A 13,206-nucleotide genomic window follows, 5' to 3' on the forward strand; every position below is an offset into this window, starting at 1 on the left:
GGGGATACGAACAATATTTTGCTTTTATCGGTTATTTTGCGTTTCTTTTACGAATAAATCGATAAAGATATCAATGACAGTCTACACTTTATTCAAGTCAATACACAATCCATGATTAGGAAACGAGAGGAAGTGTGTAGCGCACCTTTTTATCAGTAACGAATTTCTGCCGTTAAAAAATTCAAGCCGTATTACTCGATGTGTCGTTTTAATATTTGTTCATTGATATTGGCAGGAAGCGTTAAATGGCATTTATTTTACCCAAGATAGCGATCCATCCTTCTTTTTTTATACAAAAAAGGAGCCTGCAACTTATTGCGTTCTTTTTCTTGATGATTATTCTGACAGCTTGTCATAAAAAAGAGCCTGCTTTTCAAGCCAAAGAAGTGGTGGTGGCCAATGTGGTTGAATCAACCGTGCCAATTTATGGTTACTATGTGGGGGTCACTGAAGCCTCCTTGAATGTAGAAGTCCGTGCTCGTATTGATGGATTTGTGGAAAAAAGAGCATTTGTAGAGGGCAGCGCAGTCAAAAAAGGGGATCTATTATATCAGATAGATAGCAAACCTTATACCGCGAAAGTCAATCAAGCGAAGGCGCAAGTTTCGTCACAACAAGCGGTTGTTGACAAAGCACGGCGAGATGTAGAGCGACTTCAACCTTTATACGATCAAGATGCGGCCAGTCAGTTAGATTTAGATACCGCCGTATCGAGTCTTTCTCAAGCTCAATCGAAACTTGCGGCCAGTCAGGCTGCATTGGAGTCCGCTGAGCTTGAATTGAGTTATACAAAAATTACCGCGACCATCGACGGACTCGTGAGTCAGACTCAAGTGGATGTGGGGGCATTGGTAGGCAGTAAAGGGCAATCCTTATTGACTAAAGTGCAGAAAGTGAATCCGATTTATGTCATGTTTAATATGTCTGCGTTGGATTATTTAAATGCGCGTAGGCGAATGGTAAGTCGATCCGAAGAAAAAGCCGCTGAAAATGAAGGAAAAGTATTTACTGGTTTTGTTCGAGTCACTTTACCCGATTACAGCGAATATGCCTACCCTGGAAAAGTGAGTTTTACCGAGCCATCCGTTAATCCTGAAACGGGAACCTTTGAGGTGAGAGCCGTATTACCTAATCCAGATAAAGAACTTTTACCTGGTCAGTATACTAATGTGCGGATTAAGTTAAGTGAACTTAACAATGCCATTGTTATTCCTCAAAAAGCTACTCAGGTGGATCAAGGAGGGGTTTATGTGATGGTGGTCTTACCTAATAACCGTGTTGAGCGTCGCTTTATCGTGATTGAACATCAGGGCAAAGAAGGCATGATACTGAAGAGCGGGTTAAAAGCGGGAGAGAGGGTGATCGTGGAAGGAATACATAGAGTTAATCATGGTGATTTAACCAAGCCTATAACAGAAGAAGAATATTTGAAGCTCGAAAGTACTAAACAAAAGCCTATTCAGCCTGAACCTGCTGTTTCGGGGCATTAATTATGGCGCAGTTTTTTGTTAATCGCCCTGTTTTTGCCAGTGTTATTTCCATCGTCATTGTATTGCTTGGCGTGGTCGCCATGTTTTTATTGCCCATAGATCAATATCCTTATATTACTCCTCCTCAGGTACAAATTTCAGCTTCTTATCCAGGCGCAACGTCAAATACCGCGGCGGATTCTGTGGCAACACCGATAGAAGAAGAAATCAATGGTGTGCCAAATATGATTTATATGGAGTCTAAGAGTACAAACTCGGGTAATGTGGTGATCAGTATTACCTTTGATGTGGGAACCAATCCTGACTTAGCGGCGGTAGATGTACAAAATGCGACGCAGCAAGCGATGATGAATTTGCCTATCGAAGTTCAAAACGAAGGCATCTCTGTTTCTAAAGAAGCGCCCATTCAATTATTAAAATTGGCATTAACGTCAAAAGATCCACGTTATGACGAAATTTATTTGAGTAATTATACCAGTATTAATATTGAATCGGCACTTAGACGTATTCCGGGAGTAGGAGGTACACGTAATACAGGATCTCGCAGTTATTCTATGCGTATTTGGTTGCGGCCAGATCAAATGGCAGGATATAAGTTAACCACTAATGACGTGATTAATGCTATTGAAGCGCAAAATAAAGAGTCGCCTGCAGGGACAATTGGCACTCAACCTAACTCTGATGCTGTTAGTGTGACTTTGCCTATAACGGCACCAGGAAGGCTTAGCAGTGTATATGAATTTAATGAAATTGTGGTACGTGCAGCAGCGGATGGTTCTCTTATTCGATTAAGGGATATTGCGCGAGTTGAATTAGGATCAGCGGCATATACGTTACAATCTGCGTTAAATGGTAATAGTGCAACGATTTTGCAAGTGTATATGTTACCGGGTGCTAATGCCCTTAACGTGACGAAATTAATTAAGCAAGAGATGATTGATTTATCCTCAAAGTTTCCACAAGGTGTGGATTGGGAAATATTTTATGATATGTCTATTTTTGTTGAGGAGTCGATAAAAGAAGTTGTATTGACGCTCATTGAATCATTAATTTTAGTCGTTTTTGTGGTGTTTATTTTTTTACAAAACTTTCGAGCGACAGTGATCCCAGCTATTGCGGTACCTGTATCCTTAATTGGCACATTGGCTGCATTATTGGCATTTGGTTTTACGTTAAATACCGTGAGCTTATTGGCATTAGTATTAGCGATAGGTATTGTGGTAGATGATGCGATTGTGGTGGTTGAAAATGTAGAACGTTTGATTAATGAAGAAGGGATGAAGCCTATTCCTGCTACACGTCGAGCGATGAAAGAGCTTTCGGGGGCGCTGGTTGCGACGAGTCTAGTATTGTGTGCTGTGTTTGTTCCAGTGTCTTTTTTACCGGGGATCACTGGGATCATGTATCGTGAATTTGCGATTTCCATTACCGTGTCTGTGTTGATTTCAACATTAGTTGCCTTAACCTTAAGTCCTGCTTTATGTGCAATGTTGTTAACCCCCACTCCAGTTGCTCATAAGGGATTCTTTCATTGGATGAATAAGAAGCTCGACTTGTATTCTAGGCGTTATGTATTAGGTGTTATTCTGGCAAAGCAGCATGCAAAGCGAAGCTATATTCTGTTTGGGATGATCATTGTTTTGGTTTACTTACTGATGACACATATTCCGAGTAGTTTCATGCCTGATGAAGATCAGGGGCAATTTTTTATCGATATTACCTTACCCAATGGTTCAACGGTGAATCGCACTCAAGCTGTACTTGAAAAAGCGGAAAAATACATTTTAGCCCATAAGGCAGTTGCTTATTGTTTTTCGCTGGCAGGAGAGAGTCAAAGTTTGGGATACAATCAAGCCAATGGTGAATTGGAAGTGATTTTAAAGCCTTGGGATCAACGTAAGCAAGATGGCGATACCGTTCAAAAAGTCATGAAGGAGTTAAGAGGAGAATTAGAGCATATATTAGAGGCAGAGTTTAACGCTTACCTTCCGCCAGCTGTGCCCGGTCTTGGTAATGGTGCTGGCGTTGAATTTGAATTGCAAGACAGCTCAGGAGCAAATTTCGATGGCTTATTAGTATCGGCAAATGAGTTTGTACAGAGGTTGAATGCGCGGCCAGAGGTAGCCAATGCGACCTTGGCATTGCAAGATGCCATTCCTCAATTAGCCTTGACTGTAGATAAAACCAAAGCCTTAGCATTGGGTGTAGAGCTTGCCGACATTAATAGTACCATTAAGACATTTACTGACTCGACCACAGTAAATGATTTTAATTTATTTGGTCGAGTTTACCGTGTGAGGTTGCAAGCTGAAGGTCAATATAGACGCTATCCAAATCAAATTGAAAATTACTATGTTCGTTCAAATACGGGGGCTATGGTGCCCATTAGTGTATTAGCGAAATATGATTATGCAGTTGGACCTGCTGCGGTATCACATTATAACTTATTTTCCAGTGCAGCCATTAGTGTGAGCCCAGCGGCGGGTTATGCAACGGGTGATGTTATTGCCGTGATTGAAGATTTGGCAGAAACAATATTACCCAATGAATTTAAATATGAGTGGACAGGGCTGACCTATCAAGAGGTCAAAGCTTCAGGGCAAACAGCCATTGCTATTGGTCTTGCTGTTGTGTTTGTATTTTTGTTTTTGGCTGCATTATATGAAAGTTGGACGACACCGATTGCGGTATTGCTTATTACGCCTATTGCCATGTTTGGTGCGTCGTTAGGCACATGGATGAGTGGTATGGACAGTAATTTGTTTTTTCAAATTGCCTTTATTGCACTCATTGGCATGGCGGCAAAAAATTCCATTTTGATTGTCGAGTTTGCTGTGCAGCAAAATAAGCAGGGACATAATTTATTGAACTCAGCGGTAAGGGCAGCCCAGATGCGTTTTCGTCCGATTTTGATGACCTCTTTTGCGTTTATATTGGGAGTATTACCTTTAGTGATCTCAAGTGGACCAGGAGCGGTCAGTCGCCAATCTATTTCCATTCCGATTTTTTATGGCATGATTTTAGCGACGACAGTAGGGATCACTTTTGTGCCGTTATTTTTTGTGACAGTAAAGAGTTGGGTGAAGCAGCTGCCTATCAATGTCAATAAATAATCAAGTGAGGTGCTACACTTTTTAAAAAGAGGATGCTTGTTACTATGGGGCGGGGATATTGCCAAGTATCATGGAAAATGGATAGTCAGGAAGCTAAAGGGTATGCAAGGAGGTGTAATGTGTTGGAGCGATCTAATTTGAAAAGTATTTTCAAATATAGAATCTTTCTATTGACAGTCTTGTTCTTTTTTGGACTGAGTGCGTGTGTCGTTGGCCCTGATTATGTTCGTCCTGAGCTAAGCCTTGCTCCTAATTATTTAAATGCCGATACCCTCTTTTCGTCAAAGGAGTTTAATCACCCTCATTCAATCAATTTATTTACTGAAGCTGAGTTGCAAATGAAGAGTCTGCCGCCCTATCTTGCCAATTTCAGGTGGGAAGATTTTTATCTTGATCCTTATTTACGTTTATTAATACAACATGCGATTGATAAAAATTTAACTGTTAAAAGTATGCAATCTCAGTTGCTTGAAGCGAGAGCAACCTTTATTTCAACCGATGCCGATCGCTATCCCACCTTTGAGATTGAGCTGTCAGTAGAGCCTGAACGGTTAAGTGGAATAACCAATTCTCCGCCATTGAATGAAAATTTGATTGATTTGTCTGGCGTATTAACTTGGGAATTGGACTTGTGGGGCGAATTTCAACGAGGTAGCGAGTCTGCGTTTGCCACCATGCTATCCGCTAAAGAATTACTGCATTATACTTACGTGAGCCTCATTGGTGATTTAGCGACAAATTATTATGAATGGCTTGATTCCCATCAAAGATACCTGATTTCTGAAAGTACCGTTGAATTACGTAAGAAGGCCTATGATTTAGCGATATTACGCCATAAAAATGGCGTAATATCGGGCTTAGAAGTGCAACAAGCAGAAGTGGAGTATCAAACGGCGTTAGCCACATTGCCTGATCTTGCTTTAGAGAAGAAGCTACTAGAGAGTCAATTGCGTATTTTGTTGGGGGAGTTTGATTTTCCTCTCGTTCCGCCTTTAGAGTTGGACAGTGTGGTCGATACCATAGCCAATGAAGCCTTGAATGACCCAATGCATGGAAAAAAGACTGCGAGTAAGTCAAAAAATGATAAACAGAGTATGATGAATGTTTCCAGTACGCAGTTATTGATGAATACTCAGCAATTTCCTAATTGGTTTGCGCTGGGGGTGCCTTCCCAGTTATTGAAGTTTCGCCCAGATGTTAAAGCCGCTGAACAAGCACTGATCGCCGCTAATGCTAACATTGGTCTCGCTGAATCGGCATTATTTCCCAGTTTTACCATAACGGGGACCTATGGTTTTGAGGCCCTTTCGTTTGCTGAATTATTGACTAGAAAAGGGGTTTTTTGGTCTTTATTATCAGATATTGTGGCGCCAATCTATAACGCGGGTAGCTTAGAAGCTGATGTGGAGGTCGCTAGACAAGAAGCCATTCAAGCACAATTAACCTATCGTAATACCCTGCTAACGGCTTATTTCGAAGTGAACGATGCGATTCAAAGCTATAAGCGTGCTGAAGCATCGATATTAGTGCAAACCACCTTAGTCGATGCGGCCGCCAAGTATACACATTTAGCACGCTTACGTTATATTAATGGTGTGGCCAGCTCGTTGGATTTTATGGATGCTCAGCGGAATTTATTCAGTGCCCAATTGTCATTAAGTCAAATTCAGCGAGATAAGTTATTGGCTATGGTGGAATTGTATCGTTCAGTTGGGGGAGGCGCGAGTCCAAATACTGAAAGATTGTCGATGTTAGACTCTATAGGTGATAGGCCTTAATACCTGTTGCCTGTTGATAGTACCCGTTGATAGTACCCGTTGATAGCTTTTTGATCATACACAGTGATGATAGCGAGTTCATGATGACTAACTATGCTTAATGATAGCCAAAGTAAAACGAATGGATGTAAAGGATAACAGATGGATAGTGTTGCTGTGATAAAAAGCGCTAATGTCTTAAGTCAAGTGTCGGCGTTATGGAAAAAAGAAATAGCACTGTTAAAACAAGGTCTAGAGGAAAAAAATGTCAGTGTTGAAGAGATTCATTGGGACAGAGACGATGGTATCAACTGGCAAGAATTTAAAGCGGCTTATATTGGAGAAATAGGACACCCCAGTGGTTATGCACAATATTGGAGAAATAGGACACCCCAGTGGTTATGCACAATTTAGGCGTTGGTGTGAGAAAGTTAAATCTGCCGGCGTTAAGTTGTTTAATGGCTTAGAAACGTTGAAGTTGTATACCGATAAAAAAAATATTTAACGACTTTAGCCTCTGTTGGGATCCCCGTTATTCCCACTCATTTTTCCAATGAACCCATTAAAGATCATGCCATGTTAGCTCAACTTGCGAAACAACATGCATTGGGGGATATGATAGTGGTTAAACCCACTTATGGAACATATGACGAACACCATTTTTTGGTAAATTTAATTGATGATGAGTTTGATCCATCAATCAAGCATATCAATCCGTGTATTACGGTACAAAAATTCATGCCGAATTTAAAAATAGAAGGGGAATACAGTTTTATTATTTATAATAATCACATTTCTCATTCAGTATTGAAATTGCCTTCAAGCTTGGCTCATAGTCTACATTCAATATATGGTAGGATATCTCAATTGGTCACCCCTTGTGATGAGGATATTTTGGCTGTTCAAAAAATACTGGACAGTATTTTACATTTGACGGGAGAAAAGGTACATAAATGTCGCATCGATATGATCCGTTGTGAAAAAACGCAAAAATTGCTCTTGTTTGAATTGGCGTTGGGTGATCCTATTCAATACTTACATTTGCTCAGTGATGAGCAACAAAAACGTGCGATCAATCACTTTATCGATTCGACCTTAATTCATTTATCGTAACGCTTTCACAATAGAGAACAGCAGGAGAAAGACTTGATCTCTATTGTGAACATAGGTTGATAGGTTTAAGATCAGCACTTCTTTAGCACTATGCTGCCAATAGAATAACCAGCACCAAAGCTGCTAATGACGCCTAGACTACCCCTTGGTAGATCAGTGTGATGCAAATGAAAAGCGATGATGGAACCAGCAGAACTGGTATTGGCGTAGCGGTCTAGGATCACTGGGGCTTCTAGTGTACTGGCTTCTCGGCCTAATACTCGTTTTGCAATCAAATGGTTCATGGTTAAATTAGCTTGGTGTAGCCATAATCGGTTGATGGTTTCGGGCTTGAGAGATAGCTTGTTTAAATGTGCCGTAATATGATCGGCCACCATAGGGCAGACTTCTTTAAAGACTTTTCGACCATTTTGAATAAAGAGTTTATCGGGTTGATTAAGACCTGAATCGTCACATCGATTTAAAAAGCCCGCATTATTACGAATATTATTTGAAAAAAGAGTGTGTAGCTTAGTGCCTAAGATCTCATATTGCGAATGACTGTTTGCTAGCTCTGCATCCTCTAGAATAACCGCTGTACAAGCATCACCAAAAATAAAATGGCTATCGCGATCTCGAAAATTTAAGTGGCTGCTGCAGATCTCGGGGTTGAGCATTAATACGCAGCGTGCGCTGCCTGTTTGAATGGCATTCATCGCAGCTTGAATGCCAAAGGTTGCTGAGCTGCAGGCGACATTCATGTCATAGGCAAAGCCTTGTATATCGAGTTGGTTTTGAATTTCAATGGCGATTGCTGGGTAGGCGCGTTGTAGGTTGGAACATGCCACAATGACCATATCCACATCTTGTACTTTTTTCCCAGCTTGCTTAAGGGCTTCTTTGGCCGCAATAATGGACATATCACATTGGAGTGAATTGGTTTCATTAGTCCGTTCAGGAATATAAGGTTTCATGCGATTAGGATCTAATATACCTGCTTTATCGATAACATATCGGCTTTTGACACCCGATGCCTTTTCAATAAAGGCGCTGCTACTTTCCATTAATGCTGATGTTTTTCCTGCTTGGATGTCTTGTTTATGTTTTTCGTTGAATTGGGCAACGTAGGTGTTAAAAGAGTTAACGAGCTCATCATTTGAGATGCTATGCTCAGGTGTATAGAGGCCTGTCCCGCTTATTACGACTTTTTTCACTGTATTTCCCTTAAAATAGATATAGCTTAAGCAACATTGACGCTTTTTTAGTTCGATTTTTAGGCTGTTTAAGCAAGTGATGCATATTATCGATTTAACATATATTGAAACTTTCATATAAACAAGTATTCGAAGTGATTCTTTGTGTTTTTATCTTCTAGCGAGTGTGTTTAAAACATGACAGCCTATTCGTTAAAATGAATAAATGGTTTTTTGAAAAAGACAAAGTTCATAATAATCGAAACGTGTACTGGCATAAGAAGATGGGCAATAAAAGGAAAATGAAGTCGTCAGTGTCATGCACTTCTTTTGTCGCTGTTTTTTTATTTATTGCTTAGCAAGCACTTCATGTAACCTTTTTGCCCATGTGCCTGATGGCGGTGTAATACCTAAATAAGCAGCGATAGTGGGGGCAATAGAATAAGGAGTGATGGCGCGGTTGACGGTTTTAGCTTGTAATTGCATTCCTGCAAAAATGACGGGGACATAAGTGTCATATTGCCAAGGAGAGCCATGCATGGATGCGACTTCCAGTCCATCGAGCTCATTGATGAAGGTTTGAGGAGAGAAAATAAGGTGAATATCTCCTGAACGGGAGTGGTGGTAGTTATTGCTAACAAGAGTTGAAATAGGATTTTGGGGTAATTGTCCCGTTGCGATTTGATGGCTAGGGATGGCATAGGCCACCCCTTTCAGTTTACGGATCGCCTTGGCAAAGGCATCTTGTACTTGTTGAAGCTTAAGTTTGTTTTTATTAATTTGGTCATAATTGAGATAAAGATAGGGATGCGCATAGCGTTGAATGAGTGTTTTACCTTGCCCTTGACCGAGATTAAGCTGTTTTTCAATGTTGGCAAAAAAGAGGGGGCTAGAGAGTTGTTCCATAGAAAAGTAATGGGCTTTTTGATTGCCTTTAGCATTGAGGTATAAAGGGATCTCGGGGGCACCATGATCAGCGGAGAGAATAATGAGCGTATTGTTAAATCCTATTTGTTTATCAATATATTGAAAGAGCTGAGCCAGTGTGTGATCAAGTTTAATTAAATTGTCTTCTGCTTCTTGGCTAGAAGGTCCAAATAAGTGCAATACATAGTCATTGGAAGAGAAACTAATAGATAAGTAATCGGTTGCCTTATCTTGCCCCAATTGTTCATTTTCTATCAGTGTTGTTGCAAATGATGCAGTTAAAGCATCCCCAGCAGGCCCAAGAGTGAGTTTGGTGGTGAAAGATTTATCATGGGCTGCGCCATAAGGGTGAGGGAAGCGAGTGCCAAAGTTGGCAACATTGGTCTTATAATGTGTGTTTGATTTGCTCATTTCTTCATTGGTATAGCGATATTGGTTTTCAGCGAGCTTACGTGTCCATTCTTGATTGTGATATTGTTCAATTGGGCGCAGATTATTCCATTCATTAACCCAATGAGGATAATTTTGATAGTAATAGTTGCTGGTCACAAAGGTACCACTTGCTTTAGAGAACCAAAATGCTTTTCCGTATTGGCCAGCAAGGGAGACTGCCCCTCTATCTTTGACGGAGACGGCAAAGATTTTCGAGTGAGGATCAGCCATTGCCATTTCATCACTGATGGTCGATGTGAGTATGGCTATAGGTGAGCGTCCTTGATTTTTGGCTGCTTTTTGTGTGGGATCAATTTCATTGGCTTGATCCACGCCACCGCCTTTTGTCAGTAAGGTATGATCAGCATCCTCGATGTTATATACGACTCGGCTTTGACTTCTGTCAAACCAAATATTGCCTATCATACCATGTATTGAGGGGGGCGCCCCTGTTGCTAAAGAAACATGGCCAACAATGGTTTCAGTATTGGCATGTTGGTAATGAGCATTAGTATAAACAATGCCATGATTGATTAAGTGCTTAAATCCATCATTTGTGAAGTGATGCTGATAGCGATTCAGTAAGTCTCCTCTTAAGGCGTCGACAGTAATTTGTAAGACAAGCTTAGGTTTTTTTATAGGTTGTTGGAAGCCATGGGAGCGTGCGTGCAGATGAAAAGGAGGTGTGGTGAGTAGGATTAAGGCATTAATGAAAAGGACAAGTCTGCTGGTGGGTCGTCTTGCCATAAGATTTCCTATTCCAAAGAGTTACAGTGAGCGTATATGACGTATATTGATTCATTGCAATTAAGCATAGTGAATGTAGTGGTTATTGCCATTATTTCTTTTTTGTCAATTTCTTTTTCAATGTTTTTGCAAGAGCCTGTTTTTGATTTCAACAAGCGCGGGATCGTTTGGTGTTTGTTGCGTGAGTGCGTTCAATTGAAGTAACGCTTCTTCTACACGTCCACCGGCTTCTAGTGCTAATAAATAAACAAAGGCAAATTGCCGGTTGTTAGGATCGCTTCGAATGGCACTTTTTAATGTACTAATAGCATTAGGCCAGTCTTTTTCAATCACATAAATCAGGCCCAAATTATACAGGGCTAAACTGTGTTGACTCTCAACATTCAATATGGTGCCAAGAAGTGCTTTTGCTTGCGTGTAATGCCCGGTTTCTCGGTACACGCTGGCTAAATTGAGCTTGGCGGGTAAAAAATGAGGTTGCAATGAGAGTGCATTTTCAAAATGTACTATGGCTTGTGGCAGATCACCCACATTATAGGCTAAGTCAGCTAACGATAGTTGTCCTGATAGACTATCTTGTTGAGTTTTGTAAGTATCGACGGCTTCTTTTAATACAGAATGGAGTTTGGTTTGTGCTTTGGTGGGGATGTCGGTTCTCAAAGCTGGAGAAAGTAATTTTATGGCCGCAAGTCTGACGTTTTTGTGAGGATCATAGAGTAAACCAAACCCTATCTGTAATTGTAAGGTGAAAGGGGCTGTCTCCAGCTTATGTAATACGCCAAGCTTAACTAAGGCTTCATCATCATTAGCGAGTGTGTTGAGCGTGTTAACATGACTGGAAAGTGATAAATCTAATAAATTGATCAATACTGCTCGTCGCATGGGGGCTTCATTGGGATCAAGCACCCATTTTTCAATAAGCTGGTGAGCCTGTTGAGGGGCTGTCTTAGTGAGTAACCTTGCTGCGCCGATATTTGAGTTATGGAGGAAGATGACTTCTTTTTTAGTAGCAAGAGCCTGTTGTGACCAAAGATGATTTTTGTCTTTATGACAGCTTAGGCAAACATTTGGGCTGTTAAGTGCTTCACTGACCCAAGGATTGGGAATGCGAAAACTATGATCTCGCCGTAAGTCAACGCCCATATAGGTTTGACTTGGCATGTGACAATCTATGCACAGAGGTGTATTGGGCTGGCTTTTCGTTAAGCTGCTTGCATTGGCGGTTGATGATACATGTAAAGTGTGTGAAGGAGTATCGAAACGACTGGCTCGATGACATTGTGCACATAGGTTATTGTCTTGGCTTTTTAATTTATTGCTATGGGCGTCATGACAATGACTGCATACTACACCAGCAGCGGCCATTTTACTTTGACTGTATGAGCCATAAACAAAGACTTCATCTTGAATTTGTCCATCTTCATGGTACAAGCGCGGCAGGGCGAGGCGTGGAAGCATTTCTTGATTAATTTCACCGCTGCCATGGCCTTCAACTAAAGGATGCCTTCGACTGTGGCAGAAAATACACAGGCTTGCTTGACCATTATTTAATGCGCTTTTTTGCTTTAAGGTGAGTGATTTACTGAATTTGGCTGTCGCCTCTTCAGGCAATAATGTAAAGTGAGGCGTTAGTTTTAGAGGCTGAGCAAACCCTGCATTTGAATGGGAAGAGGAAGGTTCATTATTTTGTATCTTGAGGTGTTGTATCGCTGAACCATGGCATGCTTCGCAACTAATGTTAGGTTGACGCCAACGGGTATCATAGCTATCCGTTTTAAGATCATATCCACGTGTTAATCCTGTTGAATGGCATTGAGCACAGCGGGTATTCCAGTTATTAAATTGTCCTTTCCAATAAAAAGGACTGTGAGTTTGATGGCTATCGTCATATAAGTCATACCATCTTTGTCCTCCTTGTTTTTTGGTTCGTGCATCCCAAGCGACGGTATATGCTTGTAATCGTCCACCTCCAATATCAACTAACAATTGCTGTAAAGGATAAAAACCAAAGACAAAAGGAACAGGATATCGTTTGCCAGTTTGATTGTTTAACCCTGTTTCAATATAAAAGCCTTTTGCATCTTGATTAAAGAGTGTCCAACTATCAGCGTTTTTATACATGAAATGGTTGAAATTACCCAATACCGTATTTTGATTAGCTTGTTGCATTGATTTTGCGTGATGTGATGCCTGCCATTGTGTGACTTGCTTTTCATGGCATTGAATGCAGGTTTTGGCTTCGATATTGTGCTCAGGACGTGTTGTTAAGTGATGAGTTGAGTGTTTAATGCTTGCTGTCGCCTGAGCAAGGGAATGAGAAAATAATATAATCAAAGTGCTAATACATATTACAGGGTGAATTAATTTGATGTATGTGGAGGTGCTTTGTTTGTTTTGGCTCATGATGTTATCGAAAGTTTAATCAAGGTGACTTTTTTAACATCCGTTATTTTTA

8 protein-coding genes are annotated in these 13,206 nt (G+C 40.7%); 5 read left to right on the forward strand and 3 right to left on the reverse strand.

Annotated elements, in window-relative coordinates:
• The first annotated feature begins 245 nt into the window (after positions 1–245).
• From Q0791_RS09325 to Q0791_RS09345, 5 genes are all read left to right on the forward strand, one after another.
• Positions 246–1,490 (forward strand): efflux RND transporter periplasmic adaptor subunit, encoded by a 1,245-nt coding sequence (locus Q0791_RS09325; RefSeq protein ID WP_299005225.1) that lies wholly within the window; start codon positions 246–248, stop codon positions 1,488–1,490.
• 2 nt (positions 1,491–1,492) lie between these two features.
• The gene (locus Q0791_RS09330) at positions 1,493–4,603 is read left to right on the forward strand and encodes an efflux RND transporter permease subunit (protein ID WP_299005228.1); all 3,111 of its coding nucleotides are present in this window, start codon (positions 1,493–1,495) and stop codon (positions 4,601–4,603) included.
• A 170-nt stretch (positions 4,604–4,773) separates the two neighbouring features.
• The gene (locus Q0791_RS09335; RefSeq protein WP_299005230.1) at positions 4,774–6,381 is read left to right on the forward strand and encodes a TolC family protein; all 1,608 of its coding nucleotides are present in this window, start codon (positions 4,774–4,776) and stop codon (positions 6,379–6,381) included.
• Between the two features lie 141 nt (positions 6,382–6,522).
• Positions 6,523–6,774 (forward strand): hypothetical protein, encoded by a 252-nt coding sequence (locus Q0791_RS09340; protein ID WP_299005233.1) that lies wholly within the window; start codon positions 6,523–6,525, stop codon positions 6,772–6,774.
• Between the two features lie 162 nt (positions 6,775–6,936).
• Complete coding sequence (locus tag Q0791_RS09345) at positions 6,937–7,473, forward strand: hypothetical protein (protein ID WP_299005235.1); 537 nt, start codon at positions 6,937–6,939, stop codon at positions 7,471–7,473.
• Between the two features lie 71 nt (positions 7,474–7,544).
• On the opposite strand, the gene Q0791_RS09350 is transcribed toward Q0791_RS09345, so the two are convergent.
• The 3 genes from Q0791_RS09350 to Q0791_RS09360 all read right to left on the reverse strand — a co-directional run bounded on the left by Q0791_RS09350 (position 7,545) and on the right by Q0791_RS09360 (position 13,085).
• A complete protein-coding gene (locus Q0791_RS09350; RefSeq protein ID WP_299005237.1) occupies positions 7,545–8,666 on the reverse strand; it encodes a beta-ketoacyl-ACP synthase III in 1,122 nt (373 codons plus the stop codon).
• Between the two features lie 327 nt (positions 8,667–8,993).
• Entirely contained in the window at positions 8,994–10,751 is a 1,758-nt protein-coding gene (locus Q0791_RS09355; protein ID WP_299005239.1) for an alkaline phosphatase family protein, read from the reverse strand.
• A gap of 117 nt (positions 10,752–10,868) precedes the next feature.
• Positions 10,869–13,085, reverse strand: a complete 2,217-nt coding sequence (locus Q0791_RS09360) for a tetratricopeptide repeat protein (protein ID WP_299005241.1) — start codon at positions 13,083–13,085, stop codon at positions 10,869–10,871.
• Between the last annotated feature and the right edge of the window lie 121 nt (positions 13,086–13,206).

It is taken from the genome of uncultured Shewanella sp. (assembly GCF_947495455.1).
Classification (GTDB): domain Bacteria; phylum Pseudomonadota; class Gammaproteobacteria; order Enterobacterales; family Shewanellaceae; genus Shewanella.

What these genes read in the sequence shown, in the direction of transcription:
- Q0791_RS09325 (WP_299005225.1), top strand. Translation starts at nt 246, where the DNA reads ATGGCATTTATTTTACCCAAGATAGCGATCCATCCTTCTTTTTTTATA.
- Q0791_RS09330 (WP_299005228.1), top strand. Translation starts at nt 1,493, where the DNA reads ATGGCGCAGTTTTTTGTTAATCGCCCTGTTTTTGCCAGTGTTATTTCC.
- Q0791_RS09340 (WP_299005233.1), top strand. Translation starts at nt 6,523, where the DNA reads ATGGATAGTGTTGCTGTGATAAAAAGCGCTAATGTCTTAAGTCAAGTG.
- Q0791_RS09345 (WP_299005235.1), top strand. Translation starts at nt 6,937, where the DNA reads ATGTTAGCTCAACTTGCGAAACAACATGCATTGGGGGATATGATAGTG.
- Q0791_RS09355 (WP_299005239.1), bottom strand. Translation starts at nt 10,751, where the DNA reads ATGGCAAGACGACCCACCAGCAGACTTGTCCTTTTCATTAATGCCTTA.